The 25,406-nt window shown below is 55.6% G+C and carries 19 protein-coding genes; 5 read left to right on the top strand and 14 right to left on the bottom strand.

Annotation, left to right across the window (positions count from 1 at the left end; genetic code table 11):
• Positions 1-53: 53 nt before the first annotated feature.
• The 9 genes from WMO36_RS06065 to mraZ form a co-directional block, all read right to left on the bottom strand.
• Positions 54-1,295, bottom strand: coding sequence for a peptidoglycan glycosyltransferase FtsW (locus tag WMO36_RS06065; RefSeq protein WP_302146571.1), 1,242 nt, complete (start codon positions 1,293-1,295; stop codon positions 54-56).
• Positions 1,276-2,715, bottom strand: a complete 1,440-nt coding sequence (gene murD, locus WMO36_RS06060) for a UDP-N-acetylmuramoyl-L-alanine--D-glutamate ligase (RefSeq protein WP_349077181.1) — start codon at positions 2,713-2,715, stop codon at positions 1,276-1,278. Before murD ends, WMO36_RS06065 begins: the two co-directional genes overlap by 20 nt.
• 95 nt (positions 2,716-2,810) lie before the next feature.
• The gene (mraY, locus tag WMO36_RS06055) at positions 2,811-3,908 is read right to left on the bottom strand and encodes a phospho-N-acetylmuramoyl-pentapeptide-transferase (RefSeq protein ID WP_144171347.1); all 1,098 of its coding nucleotides are present in this window, start codon (positions 3,906-3,908) and stop codon (positions 2,811-2,813) included.
• A 73-nt stretch (positions 3,909-3,981) separates the two neighbouring features.
• Complete coding sequence (locus WMO36_RS06050) at positions 3,982-5,457, bottom strand: UDP-N-acetylmuramoyl-tripeptide--D-alanyl-D-alanine ligase (protein ID WP_271724873.1); 1,476 nt, start codon at positions 5,455-5,457, stop codon at positions 3,982-3,984.
• A gap of 106 nt (positions 5,458-5,563) precedes the next feature.
• Positions 5,564-6,442, bottom strand: coding sequence for a UDP-N-acetylmuramyl peptide synthase (locus tag WMO36_RS06045; RefSeq protein WP_250779324.1), 879 nt, complete (start codon positions 6,440-6,442; stop codon positions 5,564-5,566).
• A gap of 33 nt (positions 6,443-6,475) precedes the next feature.
• Positions 6,476-8,221, bottom strand: coding sequence for a peptidoglycan D,D-transpeptidase FtsI family protein (locus tag WMO36_RS06040; protein WP_302694555.1), 1,746 nt, complete (start codon positions 8,219-8,221; stop codon positions 6,476-6,478).
• 53 nt (positions 8,222-8,274) lie between these two features.
• Positions 8,275-8,730: a cell division protein FtsL gene (gene ftsL / locus WMO36_RS06035; RefSeq protein WP_099571326.1), complete on the bottom strand. Its 456-nt coding sequence runs from the start codon at positions 8,728-8,730 to the stop codon at positions 8,275-8,277.
• Positions 8,731-8,732: 2 nt separating this feature from the next.
• Positions 8,733-9,764 (bottom strand): 16S rRNA (cytosine(1402)-N(4))-methyltransferase RsmH, encoded by a 1,032-nt coding sequence (gene rsmH, locus WMO36_RS06030; protein ID WP_250779326.1) that lies wholly within the window; start codon positions 9,762-9,764, stop codon positions 8,733-8,735.
• The gene (gene mraZ, locus WMO36_RS06025) at positions 9,764-10,234 is read right to left on the bottom strand and encodes a division/cell wall cluster transcriptional repressor MraZ (RefSeq protein ID WP_430796974.1); all 471 of its coding nucleotides are present in this window, start codon (positions 10,232-10,234) and stop codon (positions 9,764-9,766) included. The genes rsmH and mraZ overlap by 1 nt, the downstream gene beginning before the upstream one ends.
• A gap of 306 nt (positions 10,235-10,540) precedes the next feature.
• Here mraZ and WMO36_RS06020 point away from each other — a divergent pair, with 306 nt between their 5' ends.
• Entirely contained in the window at positions 10,541-12,820 is a 2,280-nt protein-coding gene (locus WMO36_RS06020; protein ID WP_349077156.1) for a HelD family protein, read from the top strand.
• A gap of 10 nt (positions 12,821-12,830) precedes the next feature.
• Complete coding sequence (gene serA / locus WMO36_RS06015; RefSeq protein ID WP_099571330.1) at positions 12,831-14,030, top strand: phosphoglycerate dehydrogenase; 1,200 nt, start codon at positions 12,831-12,833, stop codon at positions 14,028-14,030.
• A 183-nt stretch (positions 14,031-14,213) separates the two neighbouring features.
• On the opposite strand, the gene nrdR is transcribed toward serA, so the two are convergent.
• Entirely contained in the window at positions 14,214-14,666 is a 453-nt protein-coding gene (nrdR, locus tag WMO36_RS06010; RefSeq protein ID WP_033500596.1) for a transcriptional regulator NrdR, read from the bottom strand.
• Between the two features lie 293 nt (positions 14,667-14,959).
• On the opposite strand from nrdR, the gene lexA reads away from it, so the two are divergent.
• Entirely contained in the window at positions 14,960-15,673 is a 714-nt protein-coding gene (gene lexA / locus WMO36_RS06005; RefSeq protein ID WP_099571331.1) for a transcriptional repressor LexA, read from the top strand.
• 112 nt (positions 15,674-15,785) lie between these two features.
• Here lexA and WMO36_RS06000 read toward each other — a convergent pair whose 3' ends face one another.
• From WMO36_RS06000 to hflX, 3 genes are all read right to left on the bottom strand, one after another.
• Positions 15,786-16,721: a cation diffusion facilitator family transporter gene (locus tag WMO36_RS06000; RefSeq protein WP_099571332.1), complete on the bottom strand. Its 936-nt coding sequence runs from the start codon at positions 16,719-16,721 to the stop codon at positions 15,786-15,788.
• Between the two features lie 275 nt (positions 16,722-16,996).
• Positions 16,997-17,959 carry an L-lactate dehydrogenase gene (locus WMO36_RS05995; RefSeq protein ID WP_349077155.1) on the bottom strand — a complete coding sequence of 321 codons (963 nt, stop codon included), beginning with the start codon at positions 17,957-17,959 and terminating at the stop codon, positions 16,997-16,999.
• 202 nt (positions 17,960-18,161) lie between these two features.
• Entirely contained in the window at positions 18,162-19,622 is a 1,461-nt protein-coding gene (hflX, locus tag WMO36_RS05990) for a GTPase HflX (RefSeq protein WP_250779410.1), read from the bottom strand.
• Positions 19,623-19,783: 161 nt separating this feature from the next.
• On the opposite strand from hflX, the gene WMO36_RS05985 reads away from it, so the two are divergent.
• Complete coding sequence (locus WMO36_RS05985) at positions 19,784-20,395, top strand: class I SAM-dependent methyltransferase (RefSeq protein WP_180753395.1); 612 nt, start codon at positions 19,784-19,786, stop codon at positions 20,393-20,395.
• Positions 20,392-24,492, top strand: coding sequence for an ATP-dependent RNA helicase HrpA (hrpA, locus tag WMO36_RS05980; RefSeq protein ID WP_349077154.1), 4,101 nt, complete (start codon positions 20,392-20,394; stop codon positions 24,490-24,492). Before WMO36_RS05985 ends, hrpA begins: the two co-directional genes overlap by 4 nt.
• Positions 24,493-24,600: 108 nt before the next feature.
• Here the strand turns inward: hrpA and WMO36_RS05975 are convergent, their stop codons facing one another.
• Positions 24,601-25,287: a hypothetical protein gene (locus WMO36_RS05975; RefSeq protein WP_349077153.1), complete on the bottom strand. Its 687-nt coding sequence runs from the start codon at positions 25,285-25,287 to the stop codon at positions 24,601-24,603.
• Between the last annotated feature and the right edge of the window lie 119 nt (positions 25,288-25,406).

Raw genomic sequence — 25,406 nt, 5'->3', positions numbered from 1 at the left:
CTACGTTTGGTTGCCGCCGCATGCGACAGCACCCCGCAGGCAACAGTGGCTTTTCAGACTCTCTGAATCTCCGCTTGGATCTGCGGCTGCTGTTTCATCATGCTGATGGTCACGCCCGCAGCGCCCAAACACAGAATCAACGACGAACCACCGGCCGACACGAAAGGCAAAGGCACACCCATAACAGGGAACAGCCCCACCACGACACCAATGTTCACAAACGCCTGGCCGACGATCCACACGGTAATATTGGCCAGCACCAAAGTGATATATCTGTCATGCGCTTGGATAGCCACCACCAGCATGCACCATCCAAGCACAAGGAACAGCAGAATCACCAACGAAGCGCCGACGAAACCCGTTTCCTCACCAATGATGGCGAAAATGAAATCGTTGTGCGCTTCCGGAAGATATCCCCATTTTTCTCCGGAATTGCCGATCCCAACGCCCAGCAACCCTCCGGAAGCCATGGCGTATTTGCCATGCACCACCTGATAGCAGACACCCTCCATATCAGCTGCGGAACAAGTCTGATATGTAGCCATGACGCGGTTAAGTCGATTCGGACTGCTGATAACAAGACCGCCGACCAAAGCCAGACCGCCACATGCCACAATAGCCAGCCATTTGCCAGGAAAATTTCCCAGCAACAACGCGGTTCCCGCAATCGCAAAGAGAATCATGGCCGTACCAAGATCCTTGCCGCCCATAACCAACAGCAATGCAAGACCAAGCCACGTAATCAACCTGCGATATGCATTGACCGGCCCCACCTTATTTACCCGCTTCTGCGCGCTAATCAGCTCCCGAGGCAGCCATACGCATAGCGCAAGCTTGACGACCTCAGCCGGCTGGAAGGTAAATCCAAAAAGACCAATCCAACCTTTATTACCCTGAGCATCAATACCTAACGGCGTAAATGTCAACGATTGCAAGAACAAGGCGACGAGCAGAAAAGCGAAACTGGCCCTTCTGATAAGCTCCGCCGGAACCATCATGCAGGCCACGCCCACAATAAGTCCGAGAACGCAGAATGCGCCCTGCTTAATCGCTTGCGACCATGGAGATTGGTCATTGGCAATCATATACACCGAAGAGCTGGAAAACACCATGATCACACCGAAAATGGTGAGGATAACCACAGAGACCCTAAACCCGTGAAAACACCAAATCGGATTAAGCATGCTTCGCAGACCGACATAACCACGAAAATCGTCGACCCGTTCTTCAGCAGCAGCCTGCCTCTTCTGACGGATACCGTCGCTCTGCTTGGTTTTAGGCTTCTCCATGCTCATTCACCCAACGCTGAGCCTGCTGCGCGAACTGGTTTCCACGATCGGCATACGACTTGAACTGATCCATGGACGCACAGGCAGGCGCCATCAGCACCACATCGCCGGATTGGGCATATTCACCCGCAGCATCGACGGCTCGTTCCATAATGACGTCATTATTCGCCGGATCGATGATGGTCAGCGGAATGTCGGGAGCACTCGCTGCGAACGCGTCCAAGATGGGCTGCTGATCTTTGCCGATGACGACCGCGGCTTTGATGGTGTGCGACTGTTCTGCCACCAACTGTTCGAAACGGCTGCCCTTGGCCAATCCGCCAGCGATCCATACCACGGATTTGTCTGCAAAACTATTGAGCGATGCCTTGGCTGCATGTGCATTGGTCGCCTTGGAATCATCTACGAAACGAATGCTGCCCCCATCTGGCGTGGTGGCGGTGGCGACAGTCTGAATGCGATGCCCGCCTGGCGTGAATTGTTCCAGAGATGCGATGGCTTTCTCTTTGTCTGCGCCAAGCCCCAGCACCAGCGCCAATGCGGTCAACGCATCAGCAAGCAAATGCGGGTACACCGTGCCATCAGGCTCAGTCAGATGCGTAAACTCAGACACCTTGGCGACCTGCTCTGGCATTCCAGGCTCGCCACCTGCGATGCCAGACATATCGACGATCCAACCGTCCTTCACGCCGATCTGACCATCTTGCGGCTCAGACAGAGTGAATCCGACCTTGCGGCAGCCTTCCGCCGTCTCGGCTGCGAACGCCAGCCTGGTCACACGCTCGTCATCGGCGTTATATACCAAGGCCTTCTTGACGCGGTGGAAGACCTTCGCCTTATCCGCCGCATAATTTTCAATGCCGCCATGCCAGTCAAGATGATCATCCGCGATATTGGTGATCGCAGCGCAATCCAAAGCCAGCGAATCGGTGAAATGCAGCTGGAAGGAACTCAGCTCAACGCATAGCACATCATTTGCCGGATCGACCGCGGCATGGGATACCGCCTTGCCGATGTTGCCGACAGCCGGTGCCATCAGGCCGCAAGCCGTCAGCATTTCCGAAGTCATTTCCGTAGTGGAGGTTTTGCCGTTGGTGCCGGTGATTCCGATCCATCGTGCTGGTTCGCCGGTGGAATCGCAATTCACTCGCAGCTGCCAAGCAAGCTCAACCTCGCTCATCACAGGAATGCCACGACGCTGCGCCTCAAGAATAAACGGAGTCCTCGGATTGAACACCGGCGAAGTCATAACCAAATCAACATGATCCCAGTCGATGCGATCAAAGGAGTGCAAATCAGCATCGGGCTTCTTTTCATCCACGCCAAGCACTTTTTCGGCGCGGGACCCCAACACTTCCATCACGCTTTGGCCAGAAACTCCAAGACCCGCCACAATCACGGTCTTACCGCTCATATCCATATCCATCATCCTTCGATTATCGGCACCTCATATGCCTTGATATTCCTTACAGATCACAGTCATGTTGCAGCCGTTCACATATCAATGGAACGCAACAGCCGTCACAGACCGGAACGGGAGACCCAATCGCCGTAGAAAATCACCAACGCAACTAACACGAACAGCAATTCAATCATCCAGAAGCGAATTACAACCTTGACTTCCGGCCACCCCTTCAATTCGAAGTGGTGATGGATCGGAGCCATCTTGAACACACGCTTGCGAGTCATCTTGAAATAGCCGACCTGAATAACGTCGCTCATGGTTTCAATCACAAACAGGCCGCCAAGGATAATCGCCAGGAATTCCGTATGCGTGGCGATTGACATGGCCGCAAACAAGCCGCCAAGCGCCAGAGAACCGGTATCTCCCATGAAAATGGATGCTGGGTTGGAGTTGTACCACAGGAATCCGAAGCACGCCATCGCCGCGCAGGCCGCGATGATGGTCAGATCAAGAGGATCGGACACCGCGTAGGCGAAGCCTTCATGTCCCAAACCCTTGAGGTGGTAGAACTCCCAAAAAGTGATCACCGCATATCCCATGAATGCGATCATCGAAGAACCAGCAGCCAATCCGTCAAGACCATCGGTCAGGTTGATGGCATTGGTCCATGCGGTCATCAGGAAGTTCACCCAGATCACGAACAACACGATGGCCACGGCTTTGCCTGCGAACTCGAAACTGAAAAACGGCTCTTCAATGAAGCTCATGCCGGCCTGCGCGCTGGGGAAGCCGGAATTCGTCGGCAGAATCAACGCCAGCACCGCATAGATGGTGGCGAGAATGAACTGGCCGATGAATTTGCCTTTGACCGTCAGGCCTTCGCTCTGCTTTTTGCGAACCTTCGCGAAATCGTCGATGAATCCCAACATACCCATCGATAGCATGGCGAACAGCACCAGCAGCGCCGACCATGACGGCACCTCTCCCCTGGTGATGAAGCGATACAATGCCGACGAGCCCCAACCCAACACAACCGCCAGATTGATGACCACGCCACCCAACGTAGGCGTGCCACGCTTGACCAGATGGGACTTCGGACCATCTTGGCGTATGTACTGCCCGTAATTAAGCTTGTGTACCAAACGAATCAGCAGCGGTGTTCCCACAATCGTTACGACCAGCGACACCACAATTCCGATGATGAGCGAAATCACCTGATGTTCTCCGTTTCAGTCAGACATTCTTCAGATAACGTCGATTATTCAAATCTTGCCAAATGCTTTTGTTCTATTGTGCAGCCAGGGCCTGCCAACGTTCGGCCAGAGCGCTCAAGCCGGAAGCGTGGGAACCTTTAAGCAGCACCACGGCACCTGGATGTTCGACGGCGAGTCGCGTCACAAGACGATCGGCCTCATCGATATCGTGAACCCAATCGACATGAGAAGCGTCTCCCGCCGAGGATGCGCCGTCCGCCATGGCACCTGCCAGAGCGTCCAGGGAAGCATCGGATGCACTGCCAACCGTCAGCAGCGCATCAACCCCGCCTTCCAACGCATACCGGCCGATGCCAACATGCAAATCCTTTTCATCCGGACCGAGCTCAAGCATGGCGCCCAACACCGCAACACGGAATGGCTGGCTTTCGGAACCAGCCTTCCAACGCAGCAATCCGTCAAGACCGGCTTTCATGGAATCAGGATTGGCGTTGAATGAATCATCGATCAGCGTGAATGACGTTTCCTGCTTGTTCACGATGGAAACAGCCATGCGATGGGGACTGATGGCCGTCACATCCGACAATGCGGATGCGACATCGCCAATCGACATGCCCAAACGCATCGCCACTGAAGCGGCGGCAAGCGCATTCATGACATTATGCTGACCGCAGATGCCCAAGGTGACTTCGGCATGCTCGCCATCACCGTTTTCTAAAGTGAAGGACGGATGATCCAACTCGTCGCAACGCACATGCTGGGCGGTGATCGCAGGATTGCCACCTTCACCATTCGGAAGTCCGAACCACATCACATCGCCCGGAGCGAAGGCACTCATCGCAGCCACACGCTCGTCGTTCGCATTCAGCACGGAAAGACCTCCGGGAACGAGACCATGAATGATTTCCGACTTGGCCTGCGCGATGCGTTCCGCGGAGCCGAATTCGCCCAAATGCGCAACGCCGACTTTCAGCACAACCGCGATGTCCGGCGGCACCAGCGACGTCAGATTGGCGATTTCCCCAACATGGTTGGCGCCCATTTCCGCTACCAGAAAACGAGTTTCGGCATTTACTTTGAGCGAGGTCAGAGGCAGGCCAATTTCGTTATTGAAAGATCCGACCGGCGCAACCGTCGATCCCATGCGAGACAGCAACGCCTTCATAAGATCCTTGGTGGTGGTCTTGCCGACGGAACCGGTGATGCCGACCACCGTAAACGGAGTTCCCAGCGCGCGACGGCGCTCGATATTATGCTTGGCCAACGCCCCCAAGGCCAGCACCGTATCCTCCACCACAATCTGAGGCACACCGGCGTCGACGATCTCATGGTCGACTATTGCGGCAACGGCACCTTGGGCGCCTACGCGCGGCACGTAATCGTGACCGTCCACACGTTCTCCGGCAATCGCCACGAAAACCGAACCTTCAACGATCTGCCGTGAATCGGTGAATGCGCTGGTGGCCGCCGGCACATTCACTGCCGCAGTTCCGGCAATCAGCCGTCCCTGAACCGCCTGGGCGATCTCCTCCAAGCTCATTGGCATCATGGTCGGGCTGCTCACTGTGTTTTCTCCTCTGTGTTGCTGTTCCGTTTACTGTTCACGTTGTTTTGCGATTATCGTGTGCGTTTTTACGCATCCGTTCCAATTGAAACTAGTTCAGATCTCGGGATACGCGCAACGCACTTTTGATGTTGGCCTTGCGCACACCCGCCGCAAGCACCATCGATATGGACAGCGACAATGCGCTGCTGTTCGTCTGCCCGTACGCCGCTGCCGCTTGCGATGCGAGCATATCGGATTCCGGCGTACGGACGGCGATACGGGTCCGCTTCCCGACGGTGCATCCGAATCGCGCAACCGATTTGACGATATCGGCTTCGCTTAGACCATTGTCATCGCAACCAAGCACATCGACACTTACCGACTGTAATGCGTCGTCTTTCAACGTCTCCTCGCTCAGAGCGAGAATCGCAGCCGCAGCACCGTCTTCAGCGCACACGGCCATCGTACGCTGCACGTCAAGAATCGACAACGGATAGTTCAGATCAAGATATCGTTCCAACGATTGCGAGTTGCCCGAGCTGATCACACCAACCGGATTACCAAGCATATGCAGGAAATCAGCGAGATCCCTCACCCCTTGGTCCACCGCCTGCGTATCGCTTCCCGCCACGGCGAACACCGCTAACGAATCGGACGGACTACCCGCCATTTCGCTGGCAAGCCTACCCAACTGCTGTGCGGTCGGCTCGGCATAGATCACAGGAATCTGTATATCTTCTGTCTTTCCACGCAACGCATGAGGTACCACCGCACCATATGCGCCAAGTGCCTGAGCCTGACGCAGCTGTTGCTCATCCACCGGTGCGGACGGCATGAACAACGATCCCGGCCGTACCGAATCGATATCGTCCGCAATGGACGTGATCGTCACTTCAGTGGCAAACGTAGGATCCAAGTCAAAGCCATATCTGCTGGCAAGCAGACCCAATGTCATTCGTCTGTTCATGGACTCACTGATCGCGCTCATCTTTCCACCCCTCCGTTCTTCATGCTTGCATACTCACCAAGTTACTGGAATAGCATCAGTTCGCGGGCTGGACGCAGGCACTTCATACTTCTGCATAAGGAATTCACCAATCTCCGCGGTGACCGGACCTGCCGTCAGACCACCAAAACCGCCTTGCGGGTCCTTCAACACCACCGTGACGACAAAGCGAGGATTGTCCGCAGGAATAATCGCCGAATAATCGCTGATAATCGACGACAGTCTGCCATCGGCACCAGCGACTTCCGCCGTACCGGACTTTGCTGCGACACGATAACCATCCACCTTGACGAACTGGGAGTAATGGTCGGACACGGATTCCATGGCGTTCAGCACCTGAGAGGCCACCTGCTCGTCAATCACGCGCGTTGCCTCGCCCTCGGGCTTTTGCTCTTCGGAATGTCCTTCGGCATCGCTGATCGCCTTGATGATGCGCTGCGGCTTCTTAACGCCCTTATTGGCGATCACGGCAACCGCATTCGTCAGCTGGAGTGCATTGGTCGTGTAAGCCTGACCGAACAACACAGTGTTCTGGGTTCGCAGATCCCATTGATCGGCCGAATATAGCAAACCATCCGATTCGCCAGGAAGCCCGAGCCCATTGTCCTGGCCGATGCCGAATTTGCTGATGAAATCGTATCGCTGCTCGTTAGACATCTTCTCCCCTGCGATGATCATGCCGACGTTCGACGATTGCTCGAGAATGCCCGCAAGGGTCCAGTGTTCGTCACCGTGGGTGGTCGCGTCGCTGTAGGTCTGCCCGTTCATCGTGATATGGTCCGGTACAGTGAATTTGTCTGACGCCTGATGCAATCCAAGCTGGATCATTCCCGACATTGTGAAGACCTTGCCAATGGAACCTGGCTCAAACGTTTCGCTGACGGCCCTGGAAACCGTCATCTTCGCCTGATCGCTGCCGGCTTCGATCTCGTCACTGTCTGCGAGCGCGAGAATATCCCCTGTTTGAGTGTCCTGCACCACGGCGATTCCCCATGGCGAACTGTATTTTTCGCAGCTTTCTCTCAGTATTTTTTCGACATACCACTGCACGTCGTGGTTGATGGTCAGCGTGACATCGGATCCATTGACCGCATCTTTCGATTCGGTCATGGTTCCTGGGATTTCGACGCCGTTGTTGCCTTGTTGGTAAACCTGGTATCCGTCTTCGCCAGTCAGCGTCTTATTTTCCATTTGTTCGATACCGGCGACGCCTTTGCCTTCGCCATCGACGCCTCCCAGCAACGCTCCCATCAAGGTTCCGTTGGAATAGATACGTTCGTTGCTGAGTTCCGCATAGACGATACCGTCCAAATTGAGCTTGGAGATTTTGCGTTTAACCGCCGGCGTCACGTCTTTCTTCAGTACCGCGTATTGACCTGTTCCCGAGAGCATGGCACCCAATTCGGTAGCATCCATGTCCAGTACCGGGGCGAGCAGCCTGGCCACGGCCGCGGCTCCTGTGGCACCTACCGGTTTGCCGTTGATCTGGTGGCAGATGTCTCCGGTCTGTTTGGTGCACGTTATCGGCGTGAAGGCCTGCGCCCCCTCGGGATTGCCGATGATGGTGTATCGTTCCACGCTCTGTGCGAGGATAGAACCGTTCGTGTCCATGATTTTTCCGCGGCTCGCCTTTAATGTCACTGTGATGGTTCTGCTTTGCGCCGCGGCTTGCGCCATGCTTTTGCCGTTGATCAGCTGAACGTTGGCCAATTGGATAAGGCATGCCGTGCCCATCAGCGCCAGAAGGACGCCGATGGCCATGGTTTTTGTGAGCAGCTTCTTATGGAAACGCGTGTACGTACTGCGAAAAGGATTCACTGAGCGTCGTCTCCGCTTGGCTGATAGCCGTTCAGATCAATCGTCAAGGCACCTTTTTGAGGCACCATACCCATTTCCTCGGCTTTGCTTGGTAGCGAGGCCTCAAGCTCGTCGAGCTTGGTCTGGTCATCTCCCACGTCTTGCGTCAAACGGATGATGTTCGACTCGATCCTGTTCGCGTCGAAGGAATCCTGCACCATTTGGGTGCGTAGCATCAAGGATCCCACAAGGCAGATTCCAAGGAAAATGACAGCAATGACCAAATGCAGCAACGGGGTGCTTCTGGTGCGAGTCCATGTGATGAGCTGTTTGAAACCTCGCTTGACACCATTGCCTTCGGCACGCGTTCCTTTGACGACATGCAATTCAGGGCGAGTGGTGCCTACAGTTTCGGTTTGGTCCCGGCGTCCTGCGGGAGCCGCGTTTGATGCGATCGTTCTTGGTGCAGCCACGTTCAGCCCCTCCTTCCTTGCCGTTTCATGCTTGCGTAGTCATTGCCCTGGTCGAATCGTTTTCGCCAGCGTTCGGGAATTGGCCTGGTCAGTTCCACTGCACGCAATCGTACGGAAGCCGACCTCGGATTCATGGCGATTTCCTCCTCGTCGGCTTTAATGGCGCCTCGCGTGAGTTCCTTGAAGAATGGCATCATATCCGGCGGAACCACCGGCATGTCCGCAGGTACGTCGGCTTTCAGACCTTGGTTCATGAATGTTTTGACGGTTTTGTCTTCCAGCGAATGGTACGACTCCACCACCAAACGCCCTCCCACCGCGAGACGGTTGGCGATCTGGGGCAATGTTCCCGCCAATTTGTCGAGCTCACCGTTGACTTCGATGCGCAACGCTTGGAACACTCGTTTGGCAGGATTTCCTGCAGGACGGTGCGCCTGCGGCACAACCTCATCCACAAGACGGTTAAGCTGCCCTGATGTGGTCAACGGCTCGACCTCACGCCTACGCACGATCGCACGGGCGATCTGCTTGGAGAAGCGTTCCTCACCATACGTACGGAAAATGCGTGCCAGATCGGCAAACGAATATTCGGCAAGCACCTGCTCAGCGGTCAATGGCTGGGTCACGTCCATACGCATATCCAAAGGCGCATCGTGGGAATACGAGAATCCCCGCTCCGTCTCATCAATCTGCAGACTTGACAATCCCAAATCCATGAACACGGCGTTCACTTGATCGATTCCCTGATCATCAAGCACTTGCGCAAAATCGTCGAACGCGGCATGCACAGGTATGAAGCGATCGGCAAGGCCTTCCATCTGCATTCGCTGTGTGGCAAGCGCAAGCGCCTCGGTGTCTCGGTCGATGCCGATCAGGCAAGCATGCGGGCTCGCTTTAAGGAATGCCGTGGAATGCCCGGCCAAGCCAAGCGTGCAATCCACGGCGATCGACCCTGGCTTCGCCAATGCAGGCGCCACCAGATCCACGCAGTCACGCAGCAACACTGGCTGATGAATCGTTGTCACATCTGTCATCAGAATTCCACCGCCGGTAATACGTCATCGGCAATATCGGAATACCCCTGCTCCTTTTCGGCGAGATATTCCTCCCATGCCTGCTTATTCCAAATCTCCGCTCGGGTTCCCACACCAATCACCACAATGTCGCTTCCCAACTTCGCGTAATCGCGCAACATCTGCGGCACGAGCACACGTCCTTGCTTGTCCGGCTCCTGGTCAACAGCACCGGAAAGGAATACGCGCAAATAGTCGCGCGCGGCCTTATTGCCCATGGATGTGCGCTGAATCTGCAACGTGATCCGGCGAAATTCCGATTGGGGCAGCAGGTAAACACAACGCTCCTGACCTCGGGCCATCACCATGCCCGGTCCCAATTGACTGCGAAATTTCACAGGCAGTGCCATGCGTCCTTTGGCGTCGATTTTTGGAGTGTATGTTCCCAGCAACAATGGCGGCAATCCCACCATCATGTTGCCTGCCTGCATTGCATCGTCCTCGGAGAATGGTGTGGTTTCAACACTTTGAACCATCACCACACCTCCTTATCCGACACACATGAACACCTCAGGCCCGAGACTCTTTCCCACTTTACCCCACAGGTCACCATAAATCCCCACGTAAATGGAAAAAATCAGCAAATAAAAGTACGTTTCTCCCCACAATGAACAAACTCCGTCGAAATTCACTCATCATCCTGCCTTAGAAACATCGCTTTTCGTTTGACAATAATGTTTTCGTAGAAGCCTCGGGGTACATTGGAGTGCCTAAGTTTTGTGAGGAAGGGATTGTAGATGTCGAGTTATTCCGCCCAGTTGCGTGAAGAACAACAGGCCGTCAGCCGCGCGTATGGACGCTTGGACGACCTACGGGCTCAAGCTCGCGCCCGTCTCGACACCGTGCGGGCAGCGGGCTCGCACGGTTCGCCCACGCAACGCACCGAACGCGACTCCTTCGCCACCATGTACGAGGACCGTCTCACCCAGTTGCGTGCGGTCGAGGACCGTCTGGTGTTCGGCAGGCTCGATGATGTTCACGGCACGCACCGGTACATCGGTCGTATCGGATTGTCCGACGAGCACCATGAGCCGATCCTCACCGATTGGCGAGCCGACGCGGCACGCCCGTTCTATGAGGCGACGCCTTCGCACCATGGCGATATCGTAATGCGTCGCCATATCACGCTGAGTTTCCGTGAAGTGGTCGGTGTCGAAGATGAGGTGCTCGATGTGCATTCCGACCAAGTAGGTCAAGCGTCCTCTGACGGCACGCTAACCGGTGAAGGCGCGCTGCTTGCATCATTGAACGCCAAACGCACCGGCAAGATGACCGACATCGTGGCCACCATCCAAGCCGAACAGGACCGTATCATCCGCGCAGACCTCAATCAGGCCGTGGTGGTACAGGGCGGTCCGGGTACCGGCAAAACCGCCGTTGCCCTGCATCGCGCCGCATATCTGCTCTACACGCATCGAAGAATGCTCGAACGTTCCGGCGTGCTGGTGGTTGGCCCGAGCTCCACGTTCCTGCATTACATCGACCAGGTGCTTCCCTCCCTTGGTGAGACCGGAGTGGTCAGCCGCACCATCGCCGATCTCATTCCCGGCGTAATCGCGACAGCGCATGACGATCCGTTCGCAGCAAAACTCAAGGGCGACCGACGCATGGCCAAGGCCATCGCCAACGCCGTCGCAGCAAGGGAACGCATTCCTTCGCAATTGCCGTCGATTCGTATCAACGGATTCACTGTGCCCATCGTGCGCACGGATATTGAACAGGCCATCACCGATGCCAAACGCACGCGACAGCAGCACAACAAAGCACGCGAAACCTTCGTGCACAGCATGCTGATCGCCATGCGCAACCGTTATGTGGACAAACTTGATTACGAACCGGAACAAGCCGAGTTGACGGATGTGATGCAGCAGCTGCGCATGAACGACGCACTGCGTAAGACGTTGAATCTCGCCTGGCTGCCGATGACCGGCGAATGGCTGGTCGACCAATTGTTCTGCAAGCCGCAGCAGCTTCGCCGTTTCGCACCTTGGCTTGAGGAACGAGACATCGAAGCGCTGACGCGCCCGAAGGGATCGCCGTTCACAGTCAGCGACGTTCCCTTGTTGGATGAGGCCATGGAGCTGCTTGGCCCCGACCCGAAGGCGGTCGCCCGTCAAAAGGCGTTGGACGCCAAACGCGCCGAAGAAGAGCAATTCGCACAAGACACGTTGGCACAGGCTGGCATCGGGTCCGGCATCGTTACCTCGCAAATGCTGGTGGACAATATCAATGGTATGGACGCCGAACTCACCGCGCAGCGAGCCGCCTCGGACCGCGAATGGACGTATGGCCATATCGTCGTCGATGAGGCTCAGGAGCTCACCGCCATGGATTGGCGTATGCTCATCCGCCGTTGCCCATCGCGTTCGTTTACCATTGTGGGCGACGTAGCGCAAACGTCCGCGTTAGGCGGCACTCGTTCGTGGCGACGCATGATGGATCCTCTATTCGGCCCCCGCAATTGGCAGCTCAACGAATTGACGATCAACTACCGTAATCCAAAGGAAGTGTCGCAACTCGCCTGCGATTTCGCGGCCGCCGAAGGTTTGTACATCTCCACCGTCAATGCGGTTCGCGGCGTGCCTGATTCGGTCAAGCGTCTCACCTTGGCCGATGAAAGTCTGATTTTCGACGCCGTGGCGCAGCAGACCGTCGATCTGGTTCGTTCGTACATATCCGCCGACGGCACTGGACGTGTGGCCATCATTGCGCCTGATGATATGGTCAAGTCACTGCGTAGGCGCGTGTACGAACAGTTGCGTGAAACATTGCCGACAAAGGAATTCGACCGTCTTGATGCGCAAAGCTCCTGGGATGAGCAGGTGACCGTCTGCTCCACCCAAATGGTAAAGGGACTGGAGTATGACGCGGTGATGGTGGTACAGCCGGGAATCATCGAGGAGAACGCTCCTTCGCGCATTGTGGCAGCCGCCGATCTGTATGTCGCCATGACCAGACCGACGCAACGCCTGCTTATAGTCCGGACAAATGCTGACGAAAAACTGCTCAAGCTATAAGGTAGGAATCATGCCTAAAGCATTGTTACTTGAAAACATTCATCCCGACGCGGCGCAGTCGCTGCGTGACCACGGCTTCGAAGTCGAGTGCCTCAAGGGCGCTCTCAACGAAGACGAACTCATCGACGCTCTGGAGGGCGTTGACCTCCTGGGTATCCGATCCAAAACCAGCGTGACCCGCAAGGTCATCGATGCCCGTCCGACGCTCACCGCGGTCGGATGCTTCTGCATAGGCACCAATCAGGTCGATCTTGACTATGCGGGCAAGCATGGCATCGCCGTGTTCAATGCCCCATATTCGAACACCCGTTCCGTGGTGGAACTGGTCATCGGCGATATCATCTGCCTGATGCGCCGCATTCCCGCGCACACCCATCACATGAAGCATGGCATGTGGGATAAGTCCGCTTCCGGCTCCCATGAAGTGCGAGGCAAGACGCTCGGCATCATCGGCTACGGCAATATCGGTTCCCAGCTTTCCGTTATCGCCGAGGCGCTTGGCATGCGTGTGGTGTTCTACGACATCGAAGAGAAGCTTGCCATGGGCAATGCTCACCGTTGCTCCACACTGAACGAGTTGCTTGAGCAGTCCGATGTGGTCACCTTGCATGTCGATGGCCGCAAGTCCAATACCGGTTTCTTCGGTGAAGACCAGTTCTCCCATATGAAGCAGGATTCGATTTTCATCAATCTGTCCCGCGGTTTCGTGGCGGATTTGGACGCGTTGAAGAAGCACTTGGATTCCGGTCATATTTCAGGCGCTGCGGTGGATGTGTTCCCTGTCGAGCCGAAGAAAAGCGGCGATGAATTCCTGACGAGCCTTTCGGATGAAGACAATATGATTCTGACCCCGCATATTGGCGGCTCCACGCTTGAAGCGCAGAAATCCATCGGCCAGTTCGTTTCACAGCGTCTTGAGGATTATTGGTTCAAAGGTTCCACGATGTTGTCGGTTGATCTTCCGCAGATCACCTTGTCCGATATCCGTTCGAACTTCCGTATCGCGCATCTTCATGCGAATCTGCCTGGCGTCCTCGCCAAGGTGAACCACGTGCTTGGCGAAGAGAACATCAATATCGCAGCCCAGGCGCTTGGCACCGAAGGTGAAATCGGCTATGTGGTCACTGATGTGGCGCAGCGCCCGAGCCAGAAGGCTTTGGACGAGCTTGCAGCCATTGAAGGCACGATTCGTATGCGTGTAATCAGCTGACGGTCTGCAATACGACATACGTCAATACGGCATAAATGCATTGTGGGGGTTCCAGCCTAAGCGGCTGGAACCCCCACAATGCATAAATCGTCATGTCATGCCGTAATCGCCCAACTTCTGCGTCACTTAGTCCATCCTTAACGAGACAACGCATTGCCACACGTTTCGATAGCGACTATCAAACTACTTCAGCGCGTCAGCTTTCAGCTCATTGATAGCGTTCTGAAAATCCCCAAGATTCTCAAAGTTCTGATACACACTGGCGAAACGCATGTAAGCAACCTCGTCAAGATCACGCAACGGTTTCAAAATGGCTTTGCCGACCTCATCAGACTTGACCTGGGCAAGACCTCGAGCACGAAGGTCCTCTTCAACCTGCTGCCCGAGCGCCTTCAAATCGTCTTCCTTGATCGGGCGACCCTGGCATGCTTTTCGAACGCCGGAAATCACCTTGTTCCTATCGAACTGTTCGACGTTGCCGGAACGCTTCACCACCAACAGCATGGTGGTCTCCAGCGTAGTGAAACGCTTGGAACATTTCGGGCACTCTCGCCTACGGCGAATGGAGTGGCCGTCATCGCTGATGCGGGTATCGACCACCTTGGTATCTGGATTCTGACAAAAAGGGCAATGCATGATGTCAAGAATAGCCTGAGCCATTGAACTAGGACAATCCCACGTGAGTTACACCTCGTCAGGAACGATAAGCCTTTGCCCACTCTTAACGAAACAGAATCCAGATTATTCAAGCGCGACAGCTCGTTTACCGCACACGAATCATCACGCCGCCCCTTCTCAAACAGCTGTTCTATCGAACGCACGTTCTGCACATAGCACATATGTTCGATAATTGCAAACACACCTCGAACAGATGTTTGATTTTCTCAGCGTTTCACGTTATGCTTATCTGAGACTGAAAGGAGCCCACCGTGAGCACCGTCCCATTCACACCCAAAAAGGATGCTGCGCATCCGGACGAGAGCACGCTGACCGATCGTCAGCGCAAGGTGCTTGGCGCCATCAAAAAGCATCTGGCTGAACAAGGTTTCGCCCCTTCGTTCCGCGAAATAGGCGAAGCTGCAGGGCTGAAAAGTCCGTCATCCGTCAAACACCAGCTGCAGGTACTTGACGAAAAGGGTTTTATTCGCATGAATGCGAACAAGGGCAGGGCGATTGAAGTCGTAAGCTTTGACGATGAATCCTCGTCAGGCAAGGTGGCACAGGTCATTCCATTTCCAAGCCAATCAAATTCCAGCGGTTCCATCATGGCCTCACGAGATGTTCCTTTGGTGGGGCGCATCGCCGCGGGAGTGCCCATCACCGCCGAACAGCATGTGGATGATGTGATGCGATTGCCCGAACGACTCACCGGTACCGGAAATCTGTTCATGCTTGAGGTGCACGGCGATTCCATGATCGACGCGGCCATTTGCGACGGCGATTTTGTGGTGGTACGCGAGCAAAACACCGCGGAGAACGGGGATATTGTGGCAGCACTGCTCGACGACGAGGCCACGGTGAAGACGTTCCGCAAGGATCATGGTCATGTCTGGCTCATTCCGCACAATCCCGCTTACTCCCCCATTGATGGCACGCATGCTGAGATCATGGGCAAGGTGGTCACCGTGCTCCGCAAAATCTGAGGCATAAGGATCACCTTGTCCTTTACGCAACCGCGCTCTTGGATGTGAGTCAAACGTTTGATTTTCATGTCCAAGAGCGCGGTTTTTCATGACACAGCAGGCTTCCCGTTGGTCAAGAATGCATTTCGGATTTGCTCGCCGAACTGTATCCCTCCGGTTCAAGCTGGAAGGTAGTGTGTGGCACCGACACGGGGAAATGTTCACGTAGGCAATCCTGTAGTTGGGCGAGTATTTCCGCGGCCTCCTTCATGGTGAGGTCTCGTTCGACCACGACATGTGCCATGAGGATCGGCATGCCGGTGGATACGGTGCTGGCGTGAAGGTCGTGCACGGCGATAACATGTGGCACTTGTTCCAAATGCGTCCTTACTTCGTCAAGGTCAAGTCCGTTGGGTGTTTCTTCCAAGAGCACGCGAACCGCGGTGCGCAGGAGTTTGATGGCGCGTGGAATCATCATGAGCGCGATGATGCCGCCTGCAACCGCGTCAAAGCCGGACCAGCCGGTGCAGATGAGTACGATTGCCGATACGATTACGGCTACGGATCCCAAGGCATCGTTCATGACTTCGAGGAACGCCGCTTTCATGTTCATGTTATCTTCGCTTTGCGATGCGAGGATGAAGATTGATCCGATGTTGGCAGCGAGGCCGAGTATGCCCATGAAGAGCAACAGTCGCACGTCGTTTATTTCGTCAGCAGACCCTCCGAAGAGTCTCATGCCTGCTTCCACGAGCGCGTAGATGCCGACGATGAGGAGTATGAGGGCTCCGACTGCCGCGGTGAGCACTTCGAGCCGTGCCCATCCCCAAGTGCGTTTGTTGCTGGGTTTGCGTCGCATCAGCATTGCGGTGACGGTTGATGCGATGAGTACGGACATGTCGGTGAGCATATGGCCTGCATCCACGAGCAGTGCCAATGATCCGGTGATGATTGCGCTGGCGACTTCCGCTATGAATACCGTCGAGGTGAGCCCCAGTGACATCATGAGTCGTTTTTGATGTTCCGCTCCTGCGTTCGCTGTTGTTCCGTGCGAGTGGTCGTGTGCCATGTATGGAATCCTTCAACCTAATTGATTGAGGAACTTATTGAAATTGTTTCTCAATACCATTTTCATTGCTTGTAAAACGCAAGAAACCCCAGCCAAAGGCTGGGGTTTCCGTTATTTCTGCTTGCAGTCTAGCGACTCATCATCCGTCTGTCAATACCCAAGTCAAACAAAAAAACGCGGCAACGTGTGCGACGGCAAGGCGCATATGACGAAGACATACAAAAGTACGTCAAAATCCATGTAACGCAGCTGGCACTCCGTTACCGCGTTTTCTATCAGAAGCCGAATTGGGCGGCAGTTTCCTTCAGCGTCTCTGCAGAGCGCTTAAGGGCTGCGAGCTCGCGGTCAGACACCGGGGTGTTGATGGCGGTGTTGACGCCGGAGCGGCTGAGGAGGGTCGGCACGGACATGCAGACATCGGAGATGCCGTGGAAGTCGTGGAGCATGGAGCTCACCGGCAGGATACGGTTGGAATCGCGCATGACGGCTTCGATGATGTCGACGCCGGACATGCCGATGGCGTAGTTGGTTGCGCCCTTGCCGTTGATGATCTTGTAGGCGGCGTTCTTGACGTCCTGGTGGATCTGCTCACGGACTTCGGCGTCGAGCGGGGCGTGGCCCGGCAGCGGAGTCCAGTCGCACATCGGAACGCCACCGATGGTGGCGGAGGCCCACAGCGGCACTTCGGAGTCGCCGTGTTCGCCGGCGATGTAGGCATGCACGTTCTTGACGTTGACGCCGGTCTGCTGGGCGATCAGGAAGCGCAAGCGTGCGGAGTCCAGGTTGGTGCCGGAGCCGAAGACCTGGTTTGCCGGCAGGCCGGAGATCTTCTGGGCAACATGGGTCGCGATGTCGACCGGGTTGGTGATGAGCATGTAGATGGCGTTCGGAGCAACCTTCACGAGGCCTGGAATGATGGCCTTGAGGATGTTGATGGTGGCACCGACCAGTTCAAGGCGGGACTGGCCCGGCTTCTGACGCGGACCTGCGGTGATGACGATCATATCGGCATCGCGGCAGATTTCCGGATCGTCGGCGCCTGCGATGGACACGGTCGGGAAGAAGCTGGAGCCGTGCTGCATGTCGAGCACTTCGGCTTCGACGCGCTCCTTGGCAATGTCTTCGAGCACGATCTCACGTGCGACGCCACGCTGAGCGGCAGCGAAAGCGAGAGTGGAGCCGACTGCGCCGGCACCGATGATAGCGAGCTTTGTGGGCTTGATTGGTGAATCCACCATGTGCTTACCTCTCTTATAAGAAAAGAATGTCCCGCTAGTAGCAGGTTTTCTCTTAGAACTTCATCTTTACTCTATCCATACAGCATGACGTTTTGACATGCCGTAACACGACTTGCAAGTACTGAAAAAGTGATTTGCCTCACAAAGTATGTGAACGCTCACAAACGCTGTGTCCGTTGCGTTGCACTGTTTTGCAAGGTTTTCAGTCGATTGACTGTTCCACGATTTGCGCAGCCAAATGATCGTCCACTTCCGCTGCGAGCATCATGCCGTCGTCACGGTATTCGACGTTGATCACTTTGCCGTATTCACGTACGCGCGACACCAATGAACCGGCAGTGTATGGCAGCAACGCCTCGACATGCACATTCGGCGTCGGCAGCATGGACTCCACCTGTATACGCAGCTCATCGACACCTTCGCCGGAAAACGCCGACACGATGTGCGCTTCCGGCATCAACGCCTCGATACGCTCGCGTGCAGCCTCATCCATACGGTCGGCCTTGTTGAACACGATGATCGTGGGAATGGTTTCAACGCCATCGATGTCGGCAAGCACATCGTCGACCGCATCGATTTGCGAGAACGGATCCGGATGCGACCCGTCCACCACATGCACGATCAGATCGGCTTCGGCAACCTCCTCCAACGTGGACTTGAACGCTTCAATCAGCTGCGTAGGCAAGCGACGCACGAACCCGACAGTATCGACGTACGCATATTGACGTCCATCTTTGGCGCGCGCCCTGCGCACTGCGGTGTCCAGTGTGGCGAACAACGCATTCTCCACCAGTTCCGCGGAACCGGTCAGCCGATTCGTCAACGACGATTTGCCCGCATTCGTATATCCCACCACGGCAACGGTCGGCAATCCGAAACGACGGCGAGCGCCACGTTTGACGTCACGTGCAGGAGCCATCTGTTCGATCTGTTTGCGGAGTTTGGCGATTCGACTGCGAATCACGCGGCGGTCCATTTCGATTTTCGTTTCGCCTGGTCCTCGCGAGCCGATGCCTGCGTCGCCTGCGGCTCGGCCGCCTGCCTGTCGCGACAGTGATCCGCCCCAGCCTCGCAGTCGTGGCAGCATGTACTGGAGTTGCGCCAGTTCCACTTGGGCTTTGCCTTCGCGTGAGGTTGCGTGTTGGGCGAAAATGTCAAGGATCACGGCGGTGCGGTCGACGACTTTTACTTTGGTGGCGTCTTCCAAGGCACGACGTTGGCTTGGCGGCAGGTCATCGTCCACAACGATGGTGTCGGCTTCCTCTTGCGCCACGATTCCGGCGAGTTCGCGGGCTTTGCCGGAGCCAACGTATGTGGCTGCGTCCGGCTTGATACGATGCTGCAGCAGGCCGTCGCATACCACGGCGCCGGCGGTTTCGGCAAGCGCGGCAAGTTCTCGCAATGATTCTTCGGCCTGTGCCTGTGTGGTTTCACGGCTTGACCATACGCCGACGAGCACGACGCGTTCAAGGCGGACTTTTCGGTATTCAACTTCGGTGACGTCTTGCATTTCGCCGAGTCCGGACACATGCTTCAACGCATTGCGGGATTCTCGTTCCTGCCATTGTTCGTCATGGGATTCGTTGAAATGGTTTTCGCCGTTGGTATCAAGCAGCACTTCGGACTGGTCTGCGAGCACGCCTGACACGTCGTTGGCGCTCATGCTATGCTCGATGTCGTTTTCTTGGCTCAATGGCACCTCTCACGGTTAAACTATGGTGTCTTTATTATCATCATTCTCTAGAGACATGGGTATCGGGCATTCGCCACGCGGATGAGCGTGGCTTGCGTGATACCGGAGGCGAGCGTTTGCAAGGAGTGGGTATGGCACAGGCCGAACAGTATTTCGCGGCTGATCCGCAGTCGAAGGATGTACGTAAGAGGCTGCATGTTGTGTTGCGAGGCAACGAGGCCGATGTTGAGGTTTCCAATGGCGTGTTTTCCGGCAATCGCGTGGATTTGGGAACGTCCGTGCTGCTTCGTCAGGCTCCGGAGCCTCCTGAGGAGGGTACGTTCCTTGATCTGGGTTGCGGTTGGGGTCCGATTGCGTTGACACTTGGTTTTGCTTCGCCGAAGGCTGATATTTGGGCGTTGGACGTGAATGAACGCGCGTTGGATCTGACGCGTCGCAATGCCGAGCTCAATGGTGTGGGGAACATTCGTGCGGTCACCGCCGATGAGATTCCTTCGGATGTGACGTTTGACTTGATTTGGTCGAATCCGCCGATTCGTGTCGGCAAGGATGTGCTGCATAAGCTGCTGATGACATGGCTGCCGCGTCTGAATGCGGGTGGTGCCGCCTATTTGGTGGTGCAGAAGAATCTGGGGTCGGATTCGTTGATTCCGTGGCTTGCCACGCAGCTTGGCGATGGTTATGAGGTAAGTAAATACGCGAGTTCGAAGGGCTTCCGCGTTATCGAGGTTATGAAGGCATGAAATTCGAATATCCTTCCCAACTGCCGGTTTCTGCTGCGCGCGGCGATATTGCCGAGGCGGTGAAGTCGAGCCAGGTGGTGATTGTTTCCGGTCAGACTGGTTCCGGTAAGACCACGCAGCTGCCGAAGATTCTGTTGGAATTGGGTCGCGGATCGCATGGCAGGCAGATCGTGCACACGCAGCCGCGTAGGCTGGCCGCGCGTACCGTAGCCGAACGTATCGCCGCGGAGATGGGCGTGCGTCTGGGTGACGAGGTCGGCTATCAGGTGCGTTTCACCGATGAAAGTTCGACGAAGACTCGTCTTCGTGTGGTGACGGACGGTATTCTGCTGGCGCAGATTCAACGTGATCCGAAGCTGATGCAATACGATACGATCGTTATTGACGAAGCGCATGAACGTAGTCTCAATATTGATTTTCTTCTTGGATATTTGACTGCACTGTTGCCGAAACGTCGTGATCTGAAATTGGTGATCACGTCGGCGACGATTGATTCGGTGAAGTTCCAAGAGCATTTCGAACATGCTTTGCATACGAAAGTACCGGTTATCGAGGTTTCTGGGCGCACCTACCCCGTGCAGGTCGTGTATGAGCCGTTGGGTACCGCTCCCGCGTTGATGCGTTCCGTGCCTGGTTTTGAAACTGGCGCGATGCCGGGCGATGCTGACTATGAAGCATTGTCTGCCGCCCCCGATGCGAAGGATTCTCGCGAGCCGAATGTTGATATGCCGACGGCTGTGGCACGCGCCTGTGCCGAATTGGTGATTCATTCGAGTCATGACCGTGGACCGCGCGATATTCTCGTGTTCGCTTCCGGCGAGCGCGACATTCATGATTTTGAGAATGCGTTGCGTCATCATTATGGCCCGCGTGCTGTTGATATGCGTCGTCCTGATGCGATTGAGATTGTGCCCTTGTTCGCACGATTGTCTGCCAAGGAGCAGCATCGTGTGTTTGAGCCGCATGATCATCAGCGTATTGTGATCGCTACGAATGTGGCTGAAACGTCGTTGACGGTACCGGGCATTCGTTATGTGGTTGATCCTGGTACCGCCCGTATTTCGCGTTATTCGAAGAGTGCGAAGGTACAGAGGCTTCCGGTTGAGCCGATCAGTCAGGCGAGTGCGAATCAGCGTTCGGGCCGTTGCGGCCGTATTGCCGATGGTATTGCGATTCGCTTGTATTCTCGTGAGGATTTTGAGACGCGTCCGGAGTTCACGGAGCCTGAGATTCTGCGCACGTCGTTGGGTGCGGTTGTGTTGCATATGCTATCGGTGGGTGTGGCTCGTACCGCGCAGGATGTTACGGATTTCGGCTTTATCGATCCGCCTGATATGAAGGCGGTGTCTGATGGTTTCAATGAGTTGACCGAATTGAAGGCTGTGGCGCGTAAGCATGGCGAGGTTGTGCTGACGCACACGGGCCGTATGCTCGCGCGCATTCCGATCGACGTGCGTTTGGGCCGTATGGTTATCGAGGCTGCAAAGTCGACTACGCCGAACACGTTGGCCGCGGTGCTGGTGGTGGTAGCGTTTCTGAGTTTGCAGGATCCTCGCGAGCGCCCGGATGAGAATCGTGAGGAGGCCGACCGTATTCATAACCGGTATGCCGATTCGTCCAGTGATTTTCTGACCGCGTTGAACTTGTGGGATCGTGTGTTTCAGGCTGACGGTGAGCCCAGTAATTCCGCGCTTCGTAAGATTTGCAAGACTGAATATTTGAGTTGGCTGCGCATTCGTCAGTGGAAGGATCTGGTCACGCAGTTGCGTGAGATGTGCAAGGAATTCAAGTTCAAGGTTGGTGATCCGATTCCGGTTTCACGTCCACCGCTTGAGATTCGTCAGCTTCCGTTGAACCAGCAGGCTGCGCATTCGCTGTGTTGTTCGTGGGATGCGCAGGGTATTCATACGTCGATGCTTTCGGGCTTGTTGTCGATGATGGGCATGCAGATCGTGCGCGAGCCGAAGGCGTCTGATTTCGCTGGTTTGAAGGGTGCCGCCCGTGCACGTGCCATGAAACGTGCGCAGAAGATGGCGAAGAATGATTATCAGGGTGCGCGTGGCACGCATTTCGCGTTGTTCCCGGCTTCCGCGGTTGCCAAGTCGACGCCGCAATGGGTGATGAGCACGGAGTTGGTGGAGACGAGCCGCTTGTGGGCGCGATATTCCGCCGAGATCGATCCGGCTTGGGCTGAACCGTTGGCGGGTTCGTTGACGCGAACCACGTATGCGGATCCGCATTGGTCTGGTTCGCGTGGTTCCGCGGTGGCGAGCGCGAAAGTGCTGTTGTATGGTCTGCCGATCGTGCAGAATCGTACGGTGCAGTGGGGTCGTATCAACCCGCTGGAGGCCCGTGATTTTCTGATTCGTCAGGGTTTGGTCGAAGGAGATATTCAGCAGCGGTTCTCGTATGACGATTTCATTGCGAAGAATCGTGACGTGCTGGAGGATGCCGCAGACGATGCGAGTCGTACACGTCAAATGGCGCAGACAGTCAGCGACGAGGACCTGTTCGATTTCTATAATTCGGTGATTCCCAATACTGTCACGTCGGTTGCCGATCTTGCGAAATGGTGGAAGTCGAAGCATGACGAGCAGCCGGATTTGTTGGATTTTGATCCGGAAAAGGTGGAGCGTCTTGCTGATGCCGAGTCGGTGTCGTTGGCTGACTATCCAGATCATTGGCATACGTTGGGCACGGACGGCTCCCCTATCGATTTGCGGTTGAGTTATGTGTATGACCCGCATGATCCGCATGATGGCGTGACTGTGCATGTGCCGTTGAAGGTGTTGTCTCGTTTGACACCGGAGCAGTTCACGTGGAATGTTCCCGGATTGTTGGATGAGTTGATTGTCGGCATGATCAAGTCGTTGCCGAAGACGCTGCGTGTGCAGTTTGTTCCCGCTCCTGATACGGCTCGTAAGATTCGTGCGTGGATTGATGAGAGATATCCGGATCTGCCTGGTTCTGGTAGCCAGCAGAAACCGAATCTTGCTCCTGCCAATGCGGAGGGTGTGAGCACGTGGCCGGATTTGCCGCATGTGTTTACGCAGGCGGCCATCAGCATTGTCGGCGCGCAGATTCACCCTGAAGTGTTGACTGGTGAATTGTGGAGCAAGCTCACACCGTATTTGCGCGTGACGTTCTCGGTGGAGCAGCAGTTGCCTCCGAGTCGTAAGAGTCAGCATGGCAGGCGGCATGCGCGAGGTCCGGTCAAGGTGCTTGGCACGGGCAAATCGTTGGTGGAGTTGCAGCGCAAGTTTGCGGAGCAGGCCGAGGCTTCCGCACGCCAGATGGTGAAGAAGCAGGCGGAGAATGCCGGAAACCAAGGCAAGCTTGTGGAGCAGGCCAATCTGCTGCATAAGGCTGGTGCCACTACTGAAGCCCGTTCCACCATGCTGTGGCGCGGTGCGCTTGATGTTTTGCGTATGCCCAGCGAACGTATTTCGTCGCGTTGGTTGGGTGCGGAGGCGTTGATGTTGGCGTCCGCACCATATCAGTCCACGAAGGATCTTACTGAGGATCTGCAGTTGGCTGCGGTGAAGCGTTTGCTGCCGAATGTTGATGAATTGCCGGATGATGAGGCGTTGGCGAATGCGGTGCTTGATGTGCGTGAAGTGTTCGAAGATACCGTGTATGCGGTTGCGCATGATGTGATTGCTATTTTGAAGCGGTATGCGGAGGTTGATAAGGCCGTGTCAGGCAAGGCTGATCTGCCGATGTTGAGCGTTTTGCAGTCGATTCGTGAGCATATCGCCACGCTGGTGTATCCGGGATTCATTGGCAAGACCCCTCCGGATGCGTTGGCGTCGATTGAACGGTATCTGCATGCCGACGTGCTTCGTTTGGGTAAGGCGAAGAACGACAAGAATCGTGATGTGCGTTGGGCTTGGGAAGCTGATGAGGCCAAGCAGTTGGCTGACAAGGCCATGGCGAAGGCCGAGCGTGAGCCTGCAGGCCCGCGTCATGAGGCGTTGATGAAGCAGGCGGTCACCGCACGTTGGATGCTTGAGGAATTCTACGTATCACTGTGGGCGCAGGAACTCGGCACGCCGAAGCCGATCAGCCTGCAGCGCATCAAGAAAGCGTTGAGCTAACGCATATCATCTTTCGCATTCCATTGCCGTCGATACTTGCAGTTTTCCAGTATCGACGGCAATGGAACCTAATGAAATCATCCTCAATCGAACCATGGTTAGCGATGTTTAGCGTTGCTTGAAGAAACAGAACAACTGCGTTTCACGTATCGTTATACCGACGAGCACGCTTGATACCATCACTCCAGCGAATATCGCACATGACGTGCGCATCGCCCCCAACCATACGGTCATCACATCGGCACTGCTCATACGAACGCAATACGCGCCCAGCAGCGCGGCCGAAGAGACACACGCCAAACCGCTCCAAATCAACGTTTCCATAGTGATTTCCAGCAATTGCGCACCTTTGGACTGCCCTGAATGCAACGCACCAGCATATTCCAATCTACGATGACGTACGCTGAACGCGCCGAACATCAGCCCCACAGCCAATCCCAGCCACGGCATCCAACGGGTCATACGCTGCCCGTACGAAACCTGCGCATCGTAATGCGAATCGAAACTCTTATTCACCTGCGTCACGCCGGCATTGGATGACGACCCCGACGCGACCAGCGTGGAATATAACAAATCCCCCGTCTGCCCGCTTTGCGGCCACTGTCTGACCCAACATTCGTCGAATGTGCCATTCGACGCGGATACAGGCACAAGGAACGCGTAGGCGAATCGCGTGTCACGACTATCGTTCGGCCAATCAAACACGCCTGCGACGCTCATCGTTCCCTGTTCGGTCTGCATTACGCTGCCTTTGGTGAGACCAAAATCCTCGGCCACGTCGGTAGATACCCACACGCCGGACACATCGGACTTCGTGCTCCCGGCGATCATCCTGATTGAACCGCACCCCGATTGTTGGACTGAAGAAATTCAGATTCGATGATCGGAGGTGCGGTTCTTTCGTATGCGTGAGG

The organism is Bifidobacterium hominis (assembly GCF_040095915.1).
GTDB lineage: Bacteria > Actinomycetota > Actinomycetes > Actinomycetales > Bifidobacteriaceae > Bifidobacterium > Bifidobacterium hominis.
Note: the sequence above shows the minus strand (reverse complement) of the source record. Positions and strands in the feature narration are given on the sequence as shown.